At 42.0% G+C, this 16,494-nt stretch carries 22 protein-coding genes; 2 read left to right on the forward strand and 20 right to left on the reverse strand.

The genetic code is table 11. The annotated features are described in order from the left end of the window. The first annotated feature begins 11 nt into the window (after positions 1-11). Positions 12-449, forward strand: a complete 438-nt coding sequence (locus tag E0D95_RS08105; RefSeq protein WP_130803394.1) for a hypothetical protein — start codon at positions 12-14, stop codon at positions 447-449. A 421-nt stretch (positions 450-870) separates the two neighbouring features. Here the strand turns inward: E0D95_RS08105 and E0D95_RS08110 are convergent, their stop codons facing one another. The 5 genes from E0D95_RS08110 to E0D95_RS08130 all read right to left on the reverse strand — a co-directional run bounded on the left by E0D95_RS08110 (position 871) and on the right by E0D95_RS08130 (position 6,217). After that, entirely contained in the window at positions 871-3,069 is a 2,199-nt protein-coding gene (locus tag E0D95_RS08110) for a TRAP transporter large permease subunit (protein ID WP_130803395.1), read from the reverse strand. Positions 3,070-3,231: 162 nt separating this feature from the next. Beyond that, on the reverse strand, positions 3,232-3,816 hold the full coding sequence (rrtA, locus tag E0D95_RS08115; RefSeq protein WP_130803396.1) for a rhombosortase: 585 nt from the start codon (positions 3,814-3,816) through the stop codon (positions 3,232-3,234). A 115-nt stretch (positions 3,817-3,931) separates the two neighbouring features. Then, positions 3,932-5,038 (reverse strand): hypothetical protein, encoded by a 1,107-nt coding sequence (locus E0D95_RS08120; RefSeq protein ID WP_130803397.1) that lies wholly within the window; start codon positions 5,036-5,038, stop codon positions 3,932-3,934. A gap of 545 nt (positions 5,039-5,583) precedes the next feature. Then, positions 5,584-5,967 (reverse strand): hypothetical protein, encoded by a 384-nt coding sequence (locus E0D95_RS08125; RefSeq protein ID WP_130803398.1) that lies wholly within the window; start codon positions 5,965-5,967, stop codon positions 5,584-5,586. Continuing rightward, positions 5,960-6,217 carry an FAD assembly factor SdhE gene (locus tag E0D95_RS08130; protein ID WP_130803399.1) on the reverse strand — a complete coding sequence of 86 codons (258 nt, stop codon included), beginning with the start codon at positions 6,215-6,217 and terminating at the stop codon, positions 5,960-5,962. The genes E0D95_RS08125 and E0D95_RS08130 overlap by 8 nt, the downstream gene beginning before the upstream one ends. Positions 6,218-6,403: 186 nt before the next feature. Here E0D95_RS08130 and E0D95_RS08135 point away from each other — a divergent pair, with 186 nt between their 5' ends. After that, positions 6,404-7,576, forward strand: a complete 1,173-nt coding sequence (locus tag E0D95_RS08135; protein WP_130803400.1) for an acyl-CoA dehydrogenase family protein — start codon at positions 6,404-6,406, stop codon at positions 7,574-7,576. A gap of 65 nt (positions 7,577-7,641) precedes the next feature. Here E0D95_RS08135 and E0D95_RS08140 read toward each other — a convergent pair whose 3' ends face one another. From E0D95_RS08140 to rpsN, 15 genes are all read right to left on the reverse strand, one after another. Next, on the reverse strand, positions 7,642-9,138 hold the full coding sequence (locus tag E0D95_RS08140) for a flavin-containing monooxygenase (protein WP_130803401.1): 1,497 nt from the start codon (positions 9,136-9,138) through the stop codon (positions 7,642-7,644). A gap of 170 nt (positions 9,139-9,308) precedes the next feature. Next, positions 9,309-9,686 (reverse strand): 50S ribosomal protein L17, encoded by a 378-nt coding sequence (rplQ, locus tag E0D95_RS08145; protein WP_004924167.1) that lies wholly within the window; start codon positions 9,684-9,686, stop codon positions 9,309-9,311. Positions 9,687-9,704: 18 nt separating this feature from the next. Next, a complete protein-coding gene (locus tag E0D95_RS08150; RefSeq protein WP_130803402.1) occupies positions 9,705-10,712 on the reverse strand; it encodes a DNA-directed RNA polymerase subunit alpha in 1,008 nt (335 codons plus the stop codon). An 18-nt stretch (positions 10,713-10,730) separates the two neighbouring features. Further along, positions 10,731-11,354, reverse strand: a complete 624-nt coding sequence (rpsD, locus tag E0D95_RS08155) for a 30S ribosomal protein S4 (protein ID WP_130803403.1) — start codon at positions 11,352-11,354, stop codon at positions 10,731-10,733. A gap of 12 nt (positions 11,355-11,366) precedes the next feature. After that, positions 11,367-11,753 carry a 30S ribosomal protein S11 gene (gene rpsK / locus E0D95_RS08160; RefSeq protein WP_001040166.1) on the reverse strand — a complete coding sequence of 129 codons (387 nt, stop codon included), beginning with the start codon at positions 11,751-11,753 and terminating at the stop codon, positions 11,367-11,369. 19 nt (positions 11,754-11,772) lie between these two features. After that, the gene (gene rpsM / locus E0D95_RS08165) at positions 11,773-12,129 is read right to left on the reverse strand and encodes a 30S ribosomal protein S13 (RefSeq protein WP_004985363.1); all 357 of its coding nucleotides are present in this window, start codon (positions 12,127-12,129) and stop codon (positions 11,773-11,775) included. A 108-nt stretch (positions 12,130-12,237) separates the two neighbouring features. Beyond that, complete coding sequence (rpmJ, locus tag E0D95_RS08170) at positions 12,238-12,354, reverse strand: 50S ribosomal protein L36 (protein WP_000867907.1); 117 nt, start codon at positions 12,352-12,354, stop codon at positions 12,238-12,240. Positions 12,355-12,374: 20 nt separating this feature from the next. Then, entirely contained in the window at positions 12,375-13,694 is a 1,320-nt protein-coding gene (gene secY, locus E0D95_RS08175; protein WP_171478580.1) for a preprotein translocase subunit SecY, read from the reverse strand. A gap of 45 nt (positions 13,695-13,739) precedes the next feature. After that, a complete protein-coding gene (rplO, locus tag E0D95_RS08180) occupies positions 13,740-14,180 on the reverse strand; it encodes a 50S ribosomal protein L15 (protein WP_130803404.1) in 441 nt (146 codons plus the stop codon). A gap of 3 nt (positions 14,181-14,183) precedes the next feature. Beyond that, on the reverse strand, positions 14,184-14,360 hold the full coding sequence (rpmD, locus tag E0D95_RS08185) for a 50S ribosomal protein L30 (RefSeq protein ID WP_004985357.1): 177 nt from the start codon (positions 14,358-14,360) through the stop codon (positions 14,184-14,186). A gap of 6 nt (positions 14,361-14,366) precedes the next feature. Beyond that, positions 14,367-14,864 (reverse strand): 30S ribosomal protein S5, encoded by a 498-nt coding sequence (gene rpsE, locus E0D95_RS08190; RefSeq protein WP_004657688.1) that lies wholly within the window; start codon positions 14,862-14,864, stop codon positions 14,367-14,369. A gap of 2 nt (positions 14,865-14,866) precedes the next feature. Then, entirely contained in the window at positions 14,867-15,217 is a 351-nt protein-coding gene (rplR, locus tag E0D95_RS08195; RefSeq protein ID WP_002049741.1) for a 50S ribosomal protein L18, read from the reverse strand. A gap of 14 nt (positions 15,218-15,231) precedes the next feature. Further along, on the reverse strand, positions 15,232-15,765 hold the full coding sequence (gene rplF, locus E0D95_RS08200) for a 50S ribosomal protein L6 (RefSeq protein WP_130803405.1): 534 nt from the start codon (positions 15,763-15,765) through the stop codon (positions 15,232-15,234). A gap of 13 nt (positions 15,766-15,778) precedes the next feature. Continuing rightward, positions 15,779-16,174 (reverse strand): 30S ribosomal protein S8, encoded by a 396-nt coding sequence (rpsH, locus tag E0D95_RS08205; protein WP_130803406.1) that lies wholly within the window; start codon positions 16,172-16,174, stop codon positions 15,779-15,781. 11 nt (positions 16,175-16,185) lie between these two features. Next, positions 16,186-16,491, reverse strand: coding sequence for a 30S ribosomal protein S14 (gene rpsN, locus E0D95_RS08210; RefSeq protein WP_130803407.1), 306 nt, complete (start codon positions 16,489-16,491; stop codon positions 16,186-16,188). Between the last annotated feature and the right edge of the window lie 3 nt (positions 16,492-16,494).

The raw sequence follows: 16,494 nt of genomic DNA on the forward strand, positions 1-16,494 counted from the left end.
AGGTTTAAGCAATGACGTTAAAACAACGCCATGACTCTCGTTTGTTATGGATGATTATTGGGGGAATCAGCATTGTTGTGTTGCTTTTTTTAGCGGCACAATGGTTTTTTGCTGAACAACACAACACCCAAGAGCCAACCACACCAAAGGTTTCGGCACCAGTCGCCTCTTCAGATCATCAAAATTTAAAAACAGCAGCCACAGCAGATTCTGACGCGGCCAGTGAACCTGCACCCAATACGCTGATTGATGAGTCTATTTTAAAAACACCTGTGCCTGAGCACCCTTCTCTAGCCAAAGAAGAAGTTGCGAAACTGGATGATATTCAAGCACAACTTAAAGATCAGCAAGCCACGCTCAAAGCTCAACATCAGGATGCCGATACGCTCATTAAGCTAAAAGAAGAACAACTTAAGTTACTTGAAACTCAACTTGCTGAACAAAAATAAAGCTTAAATCTCAGCATTGGACTTGCTAACGGAGAGCCCATTATTTCTATGTTTGGCTCCTAAAAGGTCAGCTGATATTACGTATCAGACTGGAAGAGAATGCTTATTGAAGCGATTAAAGTTTTAATTGATATGATTTCATTACTGATTGAACAAAGATTAAATGTTGCATCACTGATTGGATAATTTTGACCAAATCTACGACTTGCCACCTCAATATTCATACATGTAAAAATTTTCATTTTAAATGTACACCTTATGCTCAGCTTGTTTTCCAAATAATGTATCAATTTATTGTTATTTATTAACCTTGTTCCTTAACTCAAAAAAAATGAACAGGATTTTATTCTTAGCTCATCGCGAAGATCAAAAATAAAGCATCCGAAGGTGCTTTATGGTGTGGCTCAGATTAATCTTTCAATTAATGATACCAGCCGAACATCTTAAAGATATAAGGTGCAAAGGTCACAATCATTAAAGCTGGGAACAATACGATGATTGGTAATAGCCAACGTTCATAACGGAAATAGAAACTGGTGTATTTCTGTTTGGCTTCACGATCTGCTGCCGCAACCTCTTCATCGCCCACGGACAGCCTCGTCAGCAAGTGATTTAGTGCCACTGGCGGCGTCACATAACCCAATTCAAATGCTACCAATACAATCATCCAGAAATGAATTGGATGAATACCATTTTCATAAGCCACGGGCGCAATAGTCGCCGCCACCAGAATCACTGCACCAAATGGGTCAGTACACATTCCAATCAAGGCAAGCAACAAGGCAATAAATAACAGTGAAATATAGATACTACCCAAGTGAGTTGGTAAATATTCCACAATTTCAGTTCGTTCGATCAAACCACCGACACTGGCAGAAAGTGCCATCAAAATAATGAGCGCACCGATATGTCCGACTGTTTCTGCGGTAGCAAAGTGCATGGAACCAAAGAAGCCACGACGGTATTGATCACTTTGCGCACCATGCTCACGTAAGTACGGTGAATCTTGTTCGTGTTGTTTCACCAAAGATTCATGTGCCTGTACTTGCGGCAAATGCTCTGGCTCTTTACGCAATTTATCAAACAAAATGATCGCGATCAGAACCAATGGTAAAATCACGGGTGCAGTAAATTCGTTCATGCTGGTATCCAAACCATATTTATAGAACGCCAATACCACCACTGTAATCAAGATATAAGGAATCACAGGAACAAACGCACGTAACATACCTGGCACGGCAACTTTAGGCGAGTTTACCCGGAACTTGGTTTCAGCCAGTAATAATGAAACACCCAAGAAAATAAATGCAGTCAGCCAGAAGACATAAAAACCATGATCGAATAATTCATCTGAGGTGACATGGCGGCTATCCAGCATTGCAATCAAAACGACCAATAGACATGGACGAATGACCACACCCAATGAACCTGACATTGCAGAAACAGCAAGTGCATACTGACGACGCGCGCCTGAGTTCCAGACTTCCTTATAAATGATCGCACCGGCCGCGATTACGAAAATCCCTGATGCGCCGGTATACGCAGTCGGAATTGCTGCTGCCAATAGAATTAACCAAGTTAGTGTTTCAGGTGCAAGATTCCATGGACGTAAAATGTTCAGGAATAAATCCATAACACGCGTCTGAGTCAACAACATCCCTGCCCAGATGAACAAGGCAAGGTTGAGGAAAATGCCTGAGAATTCAACCAGAATGCTCAGATAAATCCCTTGACCCATTGGATAATCCATAAAGAAGGTAAATGCAATACCCGTCAAAATGGACATAAATGCGTACAAAGGCACACTGAGTAAGGCTAATCCAAAATTTCCTCCAGCAGGTGCAGTTTTCGGAATTCTGAAGAATTGATACACACTGATTAAGGTCAGAATGCCAAACAGCCCCATCCATAACCACGAAATCACTAAAGTTTCATGATTCAGCGCCACCCCAGAATTAAGCAATGAACGATATTGACTAATCGTAGATGCAGTCAATAACGCATTACCCAATACCATCGCCGCAGAATACACCTGAAAGTCAATGCGTGTTTTAGGACTGCGCAAGCCAATATGATGGATCTTTAAACTTGCGGTAATGGCCGCAAAGAACACCATAATCAGCAGGAAGATGGTGCGATTTTCTGTACCAAACTTAAAGATCCCAAAGAACGTCGTTTCCATCGTGCGATAACTACGCAGGGAAGGATGCGACTCAATGTGATGAACCGCTTTATCATAGAACTGGTATTTTTCTTCACAGAGTTGCTGCGCCGCGACCAGCGAAGCACGCACATCAGACTCAGATGCTGCACCGAAAAAGTCAGCAAATTCATCATTTTTGTTGGCTTGCATTTGTTGCTGTACTTGCGCATCAATGTTCGGATGACGCTCACACTCAGGTTTTTGTGGCTCAGCTCGCAAAAAGGAATATTGCATCCCACTTGCTGGATCGCCATATAAACGCTCACCCATACGCAGCATCTGACCATGAATCATTTCCCCTGTACCAATAATCAGGGTGAGCAATAACATGATGAGAATGACGTATGTTGAAATCCATTCGTTCCAGATGTAGCCGAGCAACGCCAAGCCAGATCTTTTTTCTTGATTTTCTTGCATGTCTTTTCCAGTTTTTTTTACAGCATCACACTAGCCAGCGATAGCTCAGCGTGATCTCTCCTTGGCAATGAGTCATCCATCCTCATTGCAGTCCTTTTCCATTGACTAAATTTGAACCATACCTTTACATTAAAGAATGGCTTGATCTCAATTTTTAGCCGTTTATTTTGTCACTTTGCCCGATTTTAATTTTGCTTTGAGTATATAAGTACCGCCTAGCAATACTCCCCCTAAAGCACCCAACCAGTGTGCTTCAACCAGTACAGGACTACCAATCAATTGTGCTGTGCTGCTATTTCCCCACGTATTTTCCCAAATCAGCTTCATACTTACCAAAGCCAGAACCAACAGTGCAAAATTACGTTCTTTGGGATATTTCAAATCCACCAGTGCAACAGCAACATACATCCCATGCAACACACCAGAAAGACCGGCATAGGCTTCTATCTGTGGCATGAAAAAGAAAAACATCAAACTAATAAATGGTGATAACAGCAGCAATAAAATTGTTAATAGTCGAGTTTTTGCATGTGGAAAAATGAACGGCAAACACGCAAAAGCCAACATATTTAGAAAAAAATGCATCCAGCCCACATGTACCCAATGTGCTGTCCACAGTCGCCAGAACTGCTCAGGCAAGCTTTCCCGCCAATAAATAAAGGCATCTGAAAAAACTTGTAAACTTGCAGAAATAGAAATGCAAACTGCAATAAAAATCACTTTTTTAATGAGATTCTTATCGTTCATGGCATCTCCTTCATTGACGGATATAAAAGGGATAAGATATTAAATCGTATCTCATCCCTTATATTCACATCAAAATATTCTGGATACTTTGTTACAGTTTATAACGCATGCGATGTTATTCAGCCGGCTGTTCTGCTGGTTGCGGTTCGGCTGGTTGTGATTCAGTTGCTCCTGCATCTGCCCCGCTGTCATTGAATAGATCCTCAAGCTCTGAAGAAGTTTTGCCACTTTCATCCCAGAATGTGGACATGCCAGTGTCACCTGTGCGCACTCCTGTATTTTCAGTCCAATAACGATCAGAAATGCCACGGATCATGACACCAGCCATCGCATCAAATAATCTAAAATCTGGATTCACGGGTTTATCATCAGTACGTGATTCCGCATAAGACCGCAACGCATCACGAATTTTATTGTCATCACCACTGGCTTGAGCTGCAACTGCATACAAGGCATGCGGTAAACGTACGCCTTTTTGTTCACCAATTTGCATGGATTGTTTGAGCGTCACATAAGGATCTGGCTTACCTTCATCCGCTCCTGGTAATAAAGTCCAGATTACAGCACGAGTCGCATTTGGTACGCCCCAGAATTTATTATTATCCAGACAGGCCATACTGCGTTCTACAATGCCAGCAATGTCTTTAGGTACATTCACATCACCGCCTGAGTTAATGTCATTGGTCACCGCCTGTAACCCGCTTAACAGCCCAAGCATGTAAGTTAACTGATCCTTGTCGCTGCGCATTTTTGGACAAGATTCACCTAACTGATATTTATATTTTGTTTGCCAGCGTTCTGAAAATAATTGATACGCATTGTATTGACGCTGTGCTGCAACGGCTGCCCAGCGTTTCTGTTCGATACGAGCATCCTGAGCTTCAGTCACCTGACCTGCTTTAGATGCGCGTAAATAACGTAATTCATTTTCCAGTGCCTGATTTTCTGCACACATACCTGCACCTGCATAAAGCAATACAGCCATGTTAGTTGGATCAGCTCCCATATCTTTGGTCGCCATAATGGCTGGGGTCAACGCATTTCCTGAATTACAGATCATATCCACATCACCCATGGCTAAGATAGGCGGAACGATATGATTTTCACTGAAACTTAATGCAATATTGGCGCCTGACTTGATGACTTGGGAACATCCAGACAAGACGGATGAGGCAAGTACAGCAATGGCAAAACCTTGAGCTATTTTGATTTTTTTTGACATTTCCAATCCCTTAGAATCATTTTATTCTTCCCTTTGGTTTGTACCTTATCAGATGCACAATCCGAATAAAAGAGTAATTACTCTAATATTAATTCTGTAATATGTCACAAATAAATCAGAAAAAGATTGGCAGTTATTACGCCATTTAGTAATTTTTAGGCAAAAAAAAGTAGCATTGCGACGGTTCAGCACATGCTACTTGTTAACTTGAGAATGGGTTGTACTCTTATTTATTGATGGTGTTCAATATAATCCCTGAGTAAAGTTCCTGTTCGTCCTATAACCACTGCCAGAACAAAAGCAATGACTGGAAACAACCACGCTGGAATATCGATCATCTCTGACCTCCTTCATACTTTACGTTGGTGTATTTAATTTAACCGAAGTTTTTCAGATCACATCTTAAAATTGTCTAACAATTCAATGATGTCGCTTATTTTTGAGTTTTTGATTAGACAAGATAAATTTTAAAAGTTAAGTACAATGATAAACTATTGAATATTATTATTTTTATAAAATTTAACTTTTTCTCAATTGTTTAACAATTATAGTAGTTTTGCCATGACTTTTAGCTTTTTCCATGCCTCCAAACTGACTTGATCACGCCAGATTACGTGTGGCGCTGTCTTTTTTTCAAAATGCAATACCATATAAAAATAGTGATCAAACATCTTTTCCAGCTTTAACTGCGAGTCAAGTGAATGATCGCTCCATTGAATTGACCAGCACTTATGATCCAGATATTCAAACGCAAGTACTTGAGGACGTTTTAAAAATAAAAACAACGCCAGTAGAGCAATAACAATCAACATCAAGGCGAGAGAGAAAGGAAAAATACGGATCCAGATCAGACCCATCAGCAGCAGCAATGCCAACTGAAACAACAGGGCAAGCAGGCTGCGTTTCAGTTGAAATTGATGATTAACCATGCACGTAATGCTTAAGCTTTAAAATTAAATCTTTCAGCTCAGGCTTTGGTGGTTCAGATACTTCCATAAACCAATCCAGTAAATCAGGATCTTCTTGATCCACCAGCTCAGCAAACAATGCTTTTTCTTCAGCACTGGCGGCCAAATAATGGTTTTTTACGTAAGGATCAAAGTAAACATCAATTTCTTTTAGACCACGACGTGCACGGTAAATCACTTTACGTTCTTCGAGTGTGAGTTCTTCAGACATTCGTTTCCCCAAGTCGATAAAAACCCAGTTAGTTTAACCGATCAACCTTGGCTTGTGGTCAATTGATTTGACCGAATGACTAAATCCATCATCAAAACACTACTTTTGAGCATTCATCCCATTGTTTGCCCAAGTCAGATGTTTTTTACTTTCTACTGTAAAATAAACTGTAAGGATAAAACAACAATGCAATCAGGTGCGATTCGTCCCATTCCCAATATGCTTGAGCGTCATCTCTTTAATGAAGAGCATGAAGCCTTTCGTGAAACTGTGCGTAGATTTTATGAGAAAGAAGTCGTTCCAAATATCGAAAAATATGAAAAACAACAGCATGTCGATCGGGATGTATGGAACAAGGCCGGCGAACTCGGATTGTTATGCAGCACCATGCCCGAGCAATATGGCGGTTCGGGGGTTGATCGTTTATATAGCATGATTCTGATTGAAGAACAGGCCTATGCGATGGATTCAAGTACAGGCTTTTCCTTGCATTCCGATATTGTCGCTAACTACATCAACAACTTTGGTAATGAAACTCAAAAACAATACTGGCTTCCCAAAATGGCGAGTGGTGAAGTGGTCACAGCCATTGCCATGACTGAGCCTGGCACAGGTTCAGATTTACAAGCGGTGCGTACGACTGCGGAACTTGATGGCGATGACTATGTCATCAATGGGTCTAAAATTTTTATTACCAATGGCTATCTGTGTGACATGGCGATTGTAGTATGTAAAACCGGCAGTAGTGATAAAGGTTCAGCAAACTTATCACTCATTATTGTTGAAGCAGACAGAGCTGGCTTTAGTAAAGGTAAGCCACTCAATAAAATTGGTATGAAAGGTCAAGACACGTGCGAGCTGTTTTTTGACAATGTGCGTGTACCCAAAGAAAATCTACTGGGCATGTCTGGCATAGGTTTTATGATGCTTATGAAAGAATTGGCATGGGAGCGAATGCTGGTTGCCATTATTTGTCAGGCAGGTGCTGAGGCTGCTTTTGCACATACTGTGCAATATACTAAAGACCGCAAAGCTTTTGGCAAAGCTATTGGAACATTTCAGAACAGCCGCTTTAAACTGGCGGAACTGCGTACCGAGATCGATTTTTGTCGCGCTTATCTTGACCGTTGTATGCAATTACAACTCGAAGAACGTTTAGGCATAGATGCAGCCGCAGCAGCCAAGTATAAAATTTCAGAGATGTTTTCAAAAGTGGTAGATGAATGCCTTCAACTACATGGTGGCTATGGCTATATGCTGGAATATCCAATTGCACGTGCTTACATTGACAATCGTGCCAATCGAATTTATGCGGGCACCAATGAAATTATGAAAGAACTCATTTCACGCACCTTATAAAGCCAAATTACCATTCAAACAAAAGGAGCTTTTAATCAGCTCCTTTTATCATTCAGACCTAACGATTATGACACTAATTTGGGCTTAGATTTACGCTCAGTATTGGCGTCTACTTTATGAAACTGTAAAACACCATCATCAAATCGCGCATTTTTAAGTGCCTTACGATCGGCTAAATAATTATTGGTGACTTTCCATGGCGCATGTTTACCTTGTTTTGGCATAACATTGGCTGCACGTGCAATATAACCTGATGATAAACTTCCCATCACGGTGTCATCCATTAATTCAGTCTGATCACCTTGTGGAATCACTTCGTCATAGCCATTTTTATCCATATAATTCATTAAGCGACAAATATAGTCTGCGGCCACATCGACTTTTAATGTCCATGATGCGTTGATATAACCAATAATCATGGCCATATTTGGCACATCACTCACCATAACACCCTGATACAGCATCGATTTTGAGGTATCTAAAGGCTGACCATCAATCGTACCTTTAATCCCACCCAAAATCTGAATTTCCAAACCTGTCGCAGATACCACAATATCCGCGTCCAGATGTTTACCCGATTTTAACTGAATACCCGTTTCAGTAAATTTTTCAATCTGATCTGTTTCGACACTGGCTTTACCTGAACGTAAAATTTTAAATAAATCGCCATCAGGTACGACACACAAACGCTGATCCCAAGGATTATAACTAGGGGTAAAGTGTTTCATATCAACTTTCCCCTTTAATTGCATTTCAATCGATTTTAACAACAACTTGCGCACTAACTTTGGTTGCTTTTGAGAAAGTGCATAAATGCCACGTTGTACCCCAATATTGCGTGCACGAGTCAGTTTATATGCTACGTCTTCTGGTAAAAGCTTACGCATTTTGTCATAAACAAAATCAATTGAAGGAATAGAGGCAATATAAGTCGGTGAACGTTGTAGCATTGTGACATGCCCTGCGCCACCTTTTACCATTGCAGGAACAAGCGTAATCGCAGTCGCGCCACTACCAATAATTACGACTTTCTTACCTGCATAATTAAGGTGTTCAGGCCAGTGTTGTGGGTGAATAAATTGACCTTTAAAGGCATCTTTGTTCGGGAAATCAGGTTCGAAACCATGATCATAATTATAGTAACCCGTACAACCGACTACAAAGTTCGCAATCCATATCTGTTTCTTTTGATTAGCGTCTTCAATTTCAACAAACCATTTTTTTTGAGCTGTGTCATAGTTTGCAGAAAGCACCCTATGTTGAAAATGAATTTTCTTATTCAATTCAAATTCATCAACCACTTCACTTAAATACCCTTTAATTGCCGGACCCGCAGCAAGGACATTGGCACTGCGCCATGGTTTGAAATTAAATCCAAAGGTTGACATATCCGAATCAGAACGAATACCCGGATAACGGAACAAGTCCCACGTTCCACCAATACTTTCACGACGCTCAATAATGGCAAACTCACGTTGCGGGCAGTTCTTTGAAAGATGCGCAGCGACTCCAATACCAGAGATACCTGCACCCACAATTAAAACATCAATTTGCTTGTCCATGTTGTTTTTATAACCTTGTCTAAAGTTCCATTTTATTAAAGCACAAATTTGACAATGTGCAATGTCAAGTTTGAGTCATTTGTCGCTTTTTTTTTATCACTTAAGGACAACTTTAAAAAAGACATAAAAAAAGATCGGTATAAAACCGATCTTTTTTTTGAATAAGTATCTTATTCTGCTGAAGTGTTTACTTCGCGATCTACAAGCTCAACATAAGCCATTGGTGCAGCATCACCTGCACGGAAGCCCGCTTTAAGCACACGTAGATAACCGCCGTTACGCTCTTTGTAACGAGGGCCAAGTACGGTAAATAATTTACCTACAGTTGCAGCTGAACGAGTACGAGCAAACGCTAAACGACGGTTTGCTACTGTATCGTTTTTTGCTAGAGTGATTAAAGGCTCAGCAACACGACGTAATTCTTTTGCTTTAGGCACAGTTGTTTTAATCAACTCGTGTTCAAACAAAGAATTCGCCAAGTTTTGGAACATCGCTTTACGATGGCTGCTGGTACGGCCTAATTTCACACCACTATTACGATGACGCATGGTGATAGTCCTACTTAATTAACGGCTACGATAGGCGAAACGATCGTCCATGCGTAAACTAGCAGGTGGCCAGTTTTCTAAACGCATGCCGAGTTGCAAGCCTTTCGAAGCTAAAACATCTTTAATCTCAGTCAACGATTTTTTACCTAAGTTAGGAGTTTTTAACAACTCAACTTCAGTACGTTGAACAAGATCACCAATGTAGTAAATATTTTCTGCCTTCAAACAGTTAGCAGAACGAACAGTAAGCTCTAGATCATCTACTGGACGAAGCAAGATTGGGTCAACTTCTTCACGAGGCTCTTGAGCCACTGGAGCTTGATCTTTCTGAAGATCAACAAAAATTGCAATTTGTTGTTGCAAGATTGTCGCCGCTTTGCGGATCGCTTCTTCTGGATCAACAGTTCCATTGGTTTCAAGATCAATGACCAGCTTATCAAGGTCAGTACGTTGTTCTACACGCGCATTTTCAACGGTATAAGACACACGTTTAATTGGGCTATAAGAAGCATCTAACTGTAGGCGACCTACAGGACGAGTTTCACCTTCTGGGAAACGCGAATCAGATGTTTCATAACCACGACCTTGAGTCACTTTCAGGCGCATTTTAATTGAACCTGAAGCACTTAATGTGCCGATCAAATGCTCTGGGTTAACCACTTCAACGTTATGAGGTAAACGAAGATCCGCAGCAGTAATATCGCCTGGACCTTGTTTTTCCAACGTTAAATATGCTTCATTTTGATCGAACAGCTTAATAGACAATCCTTTTAGGTTCAGCAAGAGCTCGACGATGTCCTGCTGCAAGCCTTCTAAAGTACTGTACTCGTGCTCGACGCCTTCTATTTCAACTTCAACCACAGCAGCGCCAGGCAAAGAAGACAATAGAATGCGACGTAAAGCATTACCTAGAGTATGACCAAAGCCACGCTCTAAAGGTTCCAGAATCACTTTTGCCGAGGTCCCGCTTACCGCTTCGACCTTGATCGCTTGCGGAGTTAGAAACTCGTTTGCAGTACGCGTCATTTATTGCTACCTCAAGGATTATTTAGAATACAATTCTACAATCAAGCTTTCGTTGATTTCAGCAGGTAAATCAGAACGATCCGGCGCAGCTTTAAACGTGCCTTCAAGCTTAGAATGATCGATTTCGATCCAAGCTGGAATACCACGTTGAGCAGCTAACTCAATTGCGTTTTTAATACGTAATTGTTGTTTAGCACCTTCATGTACTGCAATTACATCACCTGGTTTTACTTGAATAGACGCAATGTTAACACGACGACCATTTAAAGTAATAGAACGGTGAGATACTAACTGACGAGCTTCTGCGCGTGTAGAACCAAAACCCATGCGATAAACGACGTTATCAAGGCGGCTTTCAAGCAATTTCAACAAGTTTTCACCTGTTGCACCTTTTACACGAGCAGCTTCTTTATAGTAATTACTAAATTGACGCTCTAACACACCGTACATACGACGTACTTTTTGTTTTTCACGTAATTGTAGTGAATACTCAGATTGCTTACCACGAGCTTGGCCATGTTGACCAGGCGCTTTAGCATGTTTTTTAGTTTTGACGTCAAATGGTTTAACGCCAGATTTTAGTTGCAGGTCTGTCCCTTCGCGGCGAGAGAGTTTGCATTTTGGACCAATATAACGAGCCATGAATGTTTCTCCTTACACGCGACGTTTTTTAGGTGGACGGCAACCGTTGTGAGGGATTGGAGTCACATCGGTAATGCTGTTGATCTTATAACCCACTGCGCCTAATGCACGAACCGCAGACTCACGACCTGGACCAGGACCTTTTACAAGGACGTCTAGGTTTTTCAAACCGTAATCCAAAGCTGCTTTACCAGCAACTTCAGCCGCTACCTGAGCAGCAAACGGAGTTGATTTACGTGAACCACGGAAGCCTTGTCCACCTGAGGTGGCCCAAGCCAATGCATTACCTTGACGATCGGTAATCGTAACAATGGTGTTATTAAAAGACGCGTGAATGTGTGCAACACCTTCAGAGACGGTACGGGTGACCTTCTTGCGTGTGCGAGTATCTTTAGCCATCTTTTAGCTTCCAGAAATCTTACTTTTTAATCGGTTTGCGCGGACCTTTACGGGTACGTGCGTTAGTTTTGGTGCGTTGTCCACGGACAGGCAAGCTGCGACGATGACGAAGACCGCGGTAGCAGCCTAAATCCATTAAACGTTTAATGTTCATGGAAATTTCACGACGTAAGTCACCTTCGGTCGGAACCTTGGCAACTTCTGCGCGAATCGCATCAAGCTGAGCATCATCCAACTCACGAATTTTTGTTGTTGGTGCAATACCTACAGCAGCTAAGATATTCTTAGATGTGTGGCGACCAATACCAAAAATATAAGTAAGTGAGATAACAGCATGCTTGTTATCCGGAATGTTTACACCGGCAATACGAGCCATTCACTTTTCTCCAAAAAGGCAGTAGATAAATCAACCGCCCCACAAAAAAACTTTGAGGGGCGGATATTAACCTAATTCGCCTACTGAAATCAACAGGTCTTGATCAGATTAACCTTGACGCTGCTTATGACGAGGTTCTGCGCTGCAAATCACGCGAATAACCCCATTACGACGGATAACTTTACAGCTACCACAAATTTTCTTTACAGAAGCCTGTACTTTCATGATGAAACCTCTAAGTGCGCTTATCCCTTAGGATGAGCAGTCGTTTTTCTCATTAACGTTTGGTTGTCATATTGATGTGAGGTCAGATGCGCTTGAAGTTGCGCCATAAAGTCCATCACCACCACGACCACAATCAGCAACGAAGTACCACCAAGGTGAAATGGAATACCAAATGAACTTTGCAGAATCATTGGCATCAAACACACTACAGTAATATAAATCGCACCGATAAACGTCAAACGATTAAGAATATGATCTAAATAACGAGCCGTTTGCTCACCTGGGCGTATACCAGGTACATATGCACCGCTACGTTTTAAGTTTTCTGAAACTTCTTTAGGACTAAATACGAGTGCCGTATAGAAATAACAGAAGAAAATAATTAACGCACCGAAAAGCATGAGATATAACGGCTGTCCAGGCGATAACACGAGTGCCAAATCTTGCAAAGCACGTTTTACAACCCCTGCATTTGGATCAGCACTTCCTAACCATTGTCCCAAGCTCGCTGGAAATAATAACAATGAGCTTGCAAAAATTGCTGGAATTACACCTGCCATATTAATTTTTAACGGCAAATGCGTTTGCTGTGCAGTAAAGACACGACGACCTTGTTGTTTTTGAGCATAGTTGACTGGAATACGACGTTGCGCTTTTTCAATAAACACAATCGCAGCAAGTACAGCCAAAGAGAGCAATCCAAAGACTGCCATGCCAATGAGGCTGCCTTGACCATTTTGTACAGATGTAAAGCCTTGAATCACCAGATTCGGTAAACCCGCGACAATACCTGCAAAAATAATCATGGAGATTCCATTACCAATACCACGTTCGGTAATTTGCTCTCCCAGCCACATCAAAAACATGGTTCCAGCAACCAAAGAGGTTACTGCTGGAACATAAAATGCCAAACCAGAAGTCAAGGTAATACCTTGACTAATCAGTCCAGCACACATCCCTACCCCTTGCACGAGTGCAAGCAATAAAGTGCCGTAGCGTGTATATTGGTTGATTTTACGTTTGCCTTGTTCGCCTTCTTTTTTCAAAGCTTCTAGCGAAGGAACCACTGTTGACATTAACTGCACAATAATTGAGGCAGAAATGTATGGCATGATTCCCAAAGCCAGAATTGACATACGTTCTAATGCACCGCCAGAGAACATATTAAATAAACCCAAGAAGGTTCCTTCATTGGCTTTAAAAAAACGGGCTAGCGCTACATTATCAATACCCGGTAACGGAATATGCGCTCCTAGTCGAAAGACCAGCAATGCACCAACCAAGAACATTAATCGGCGAATAATTTCACGGTATTTCACGTGAAATGGCTGACCCTTCATCATGTGTACATGACCTGAAGAACTAGGAGACATAGACACTCGGTATTACTCCTCGACTTTACCGCCAGCTGCTTCAATCGCAGCTTTAGCGCCTTTAGTCAAAGCAACACCTTGCACTGTAAACGCGCGAGTGATTTCGCCAGAAAGAACAACACGTGCACGAATCTGGTCACGACGAACAACATTTGCAGCTTTTAAAGTTTCAAGTGAAATAATATCACCTTCAACTTTCGCAAGTTCAGACAAACGTACTTCCGCAGTTTTCAATGCGATTTGGCTAGTGAAACCGAATTTAGGCAAACGACGATAAATCGCTGTTTGACCGCCTTCAAAGCCTGGACGTACGCCACCACTTTTACGTGATTTTTGGCCTTTAACACCGCGACCACCAGTTTTACCGACACCAGAACCGATACCACGACCCAAGCGACGATGCTCACGCTTTGCACCTTCAGCAGGTGAAAGCTCATTTAAACGCAGAGTCATGGCTTATTCCTCTACACTAACCATATAGTAAACTTTGTTGATCATACCACGGTTAGACGGAGTGTCCTGAACCTCTACAGTATGACCAATACGACGCAGACCTAAACCTTGTAGGCAAAGTTTGTGATTTTTCAAACGATGCGAAGCAGATTTAGTCTGGGTAACTTTAATCGTTTTCATGATTGATTACCCTTGAATTTGTTCTACTGAAAGACCACGTTTTGCAGCAACTTTCTCAGGAGAAGTCATATCACGCAAACCTTTAAAAGTCGCGTTTACAACGTTCGCAGCATTCGTAGAACCATAACATTTAGCAAGTACGTTATGTACACCAGCCGCTTCAAGAACAGCACGCATCGCGCCACCAGCAATTACGCCAGTACCTTCAGAAGCAGGTTGCATGTACACACGGCTTGCGCCATGACGAGCATTCACAGGGTGTTGCAATGTAGTACCAGCAAGGTCTACAGTAATCATATTGCGACGTGCAGCTTCAAGTGCTTTAGAAATAGCAGCTGGAACTTCACGTGCTTTACCACGACCAAAACCTACACGACCATTCCCATCGCCCACAACAGTTAATGCTGTGAAAGAGAAGATACGACCACCCTTAACAACTTTGGCTACACGATCAACGGCAACCAGCTTTTCAACAAGACCTTCGTTTTGTTCAACTTTAGCCATGATTAGAACTCCAAGCCGTTTTCACGAGCAGCATCAGCCAAGGCTTTGATACGACCATGATATTTAAAACCAGAACGGTCAAATGCAACTTTCGTTACACCAGCAGCTTTCGCACGTTCTGCGATTAAAGCACCTACTTTAGTAGCTGCGTCTACGTTACCAGTTGTACCGCTGCGTAAAGAGGCATCCAAAGTAGAAGCTTGCGCTAATACTTTGCCACCATCTGCAGAAATCACTTGAGCATAGATGTGACGCGGAGTGCGGTTTACACACAAACGAGTCGCACCCAATGCACGAATGTGCAAGCGTGTGCTTTTCGCACGACGCAAACGGGATTGTTTCTTTTCGTTCATAAGAACCTCGCGCCTTATTTCTTCTTAGCTTCTTTACGAAGAACAACTTCGTTCGAGTAACGTACACCCTTACCTTTATAAGGCTCTGGCGGACGATAACCACGGATTTCAGAAGCAACTTGACCAAGTAACTGCTTATCTGCTGACTTCAATACAATTTCAGTCGCAGTTGGAGTTTCAGCAGTTACGCCTTCAGGAAGGTTGTAATCGATTGGGTGAGAAAAACCAAGGTTAAGGTTTACAGTCGTACCTTTAACCGCAGCTTTATAACCGACACCAATAAGTTGCAACTTACGTTCGAAGCCTTCACTTACACCTTTTACAAGGTTGTTAAGTACAGCGCGAGCAGTACCAGCTTGCATCCAAGCGTCTTTCGACTCTTTTGCAGGAGCTAGTTGAAGTTTACCTTCTTCCTGTTTAAGCTCGACCAGCGCATGCAGGTTGAAAGACAATGTACCTTTAGTGCCTTTCACTTCGACCTGCCGGCCGTTCTGAGTAACTGTTACACCGTTAGGTACAGTTACTGGGGCTTTAGCCACACGAGACATGAGGAATCACCTATTAAGAAACAAAAGCAATAACTTCACCACCAATGCCTGCAGCACGTGCAGCGCGATCAGTCATGATGCCTTTGCTTGTAGAAATAATTGCAACACCTAAACCTTGCTTAACGCTTGGAAGTTTATCTTTACCGCGATATTGACGTAGTCCTGGACGGCTTACGCGCTTCACAGTTTCGATAACTGGCTTGCCTTCAAAATATTTTAACGTAATAGTCAAAGTAGACTTTACTTCTTCTTGAGTAACTTCTACGTTTGAAATATAACCTTCTTGTTGAAGTACGTTTGCAATTGCAACTTTCAACTTAGAAGACGGCATAGAAACAGTTTGTTTCTTTGCCATTTGTGCGTTACGAACACGTGTTAGCATGTCGGCAACGGTATCTTGCATACTCATTTAGTCGCTCCTTACCAGCTTGCCTTAACAACGCCCGGTACATCACCCTGCATTACTGTATCGCGTAATTTGTTACGGCTTAAACCGAACTTACGGAAGTAACCATGAGGACGACCAGTTAAACCACAACGGTTACGTAGACGTACTGGAGAGGCATTACGTGGCAATGCCTGTAACTTTAAAGTCGCTTGGAAACGCTCTTCATCGCTTGCATTTACGTTTGCAATCGTTGCTTTTAATTCAGCACGTTTTGCAGCATATTTTGCAACGGTTTTTTCGCGTTTCAACTCGCGATTAATCATACTTTTCTTAGCCATATC

The sequence above is a fragment of the Acinetobacter ihumii genome (assembly GCF_900625095.1).
Taxonomy (GTDB): Bacteria; Pseudomonadota; Gammaproteobacteria; order Pseudomonadales; family Moraxellaceae; genus Acinetobacter; species Acinetobacter ihumii.

What these genes read in the sequence shown, in the direction of transcription:
- rplF (WP_130803405.1), bottom strand. Translation starts at nt 15,765, where the DNA reads ATGTCTCGTGTGGCTAAAGCCCCAGTAACTGTACCTAACGGTGTAACA.
- rplR (WP_002049741.1), bottom strand. Translation starts at nt 15,217, where the DNA reads ATGAACGAAAAGAAACAATCCCGTTTGCGTCGTGCGAAAAGCACACGC.
- rpsH (WP_130803406.1), bottom strand. Translation starts at nt 16,174, where the DNA reads ATGAGTATGCAAGATACCGTTGCCGACATGCTAACACGTGTTCGTAAC.
- rplO (WP_130803404.1), bottom strand. Translation starts at nt 14,180, where the DNA reads ATGACTCTGCGTTTAAATGAGCTTTCACCTGCTGAAGGTGCAAAGCGT.
- rpsE (WP_004657688.1), bottom strand. Translation starts at nt 14,864, where the DNA reads ATGGCTAAAGTTGAACAAAACGAAGGTCTTGTTGAAAAGCTGGTTGCC.
- E0D95_RS08140 (WP_130803401.1), bottom strand. Translation starts at nt 9,138, where the DNA reads ATGGACAAGCAAATTGATGTTTTAATTGTGGGTGCAGGTATCTCTGGT.
- rpsD (WP_130803403.1), bottom strand. Translation starts at nt 11,354, where the DNA reads ATGGCTCGTTATATTGGTCCAAAATGCAAACTCTCTCGCCGCGAAGGG.
- E0D95_RS08130 (WP_130803399.1), bottom strand. Translation starts at nt 6,217, where the DNA reads ATGTCTGAAGAACTCACACTCGAAGAACGTAAAGTGATTTACCGTGCA.
- rpsN (WP_130803407.1), bottom strand. Translation starts at nt 16,491, where the DNA reads ATGGCTAAGAAAAGTATGATTAATCGCGAGTTGAAACGCGAAAAAACC.
- E0D95_RS08150 (WP_130803402.1), bottom strand. Translation starts at nt 10,712, where the DNA reads ATGACGCGTACTGCAAACGAGTTTCTAACTCCGCAAGCGATCAAGGTC.
- rpmJ (WP_000867907.1), bottom strand. Translation starts at nt 12,354, where the DNA reads ATGAAAGTACAGGCTTCTGTAAAGAAAATTTGTGGTAGCTGTAAAGTT.
- E0D95_RS08105 (WP_130803394.1), top strand. Translation starts at nt 12, where the DNA reads ATGACGTTAAAACAACGCCATGACTCTCGTTTGTTATGGATGATTATT.
- rrtA (WP_130803396.1), bottom strand. Translation starts at nt 3,816, where the DNA reads ATGAACGATAAGAATCTCATTAAAAAAGTGATTTTTATTGCAGTTTGC.
- rpsK (WP_001040166.1), bottom strand. Translation starts at nt 11,753, where the DNA reads ATGGCTAAAGATACTCGCACACGCAAGAAGGTCACCCGTACCGTCTCT.
- E0D95_RS08135 (WP_130803400.1), top strand. Translation starts at nt 6,404, where the DNA reads ATGCAATCAGGTGCGATTCGTCCCATTCCCAATATGCTTGAGCGTCAT.
- secY (WP_171478580.1), bottom strand. Translation starts at nt 13,694, where the DNA reads ATGAAGGGTCAGCCATTTCACGTGAAATACCGTGAAATTATTCGCCGA.
- rpsM (WP_004985363.1), bottom strand. Translation starts at nt 12,129, where the DNA reads ATGGCTCGTATTGCCGGTGTAAACATTCCGGATAACAAGCATGCTGTT.
- rplQ (WP_004924167.1), bottom strand. Translation starts at nt 9,686, where the DNA reads ATGCGTCATCGTAATAGTGGTGTGAAATTAGGCCGTACCAGCAGCCAT.
- E0D95_RS08120 (WP_130803397.1), bottom strand. Translation starts at nt 5,038, where the DNA reads ATGTCAAAAAAAATCAAAATAGCTCAAGGTTTTGCCATTGCTGTACTT.
- E0D95_RS08125 (WP_130803398.1), bottom strand. Translation starts at nt 5,967, where the DNA reads ATGGTTAATCATCAATTTCAACTGAAACGCAGCCTGCTTGCCCTGTTG.
- rpmD (WP_004985357.1), bottom strand. Translation starts at nt 14,360, where the DNA reads ATGAAAACGATTAAAGTTACCCAGACTAAATCTGCTTCGCATCGTTTG.
- E0D95_RS08110 (WP_130803395.1), bottom strand. Translation starts at nt 3,069, where the DNA reads ATGCAAGAAAATCAAGAAAAAAGATCTGGCTTGGCGTTGCTCGGCTAC.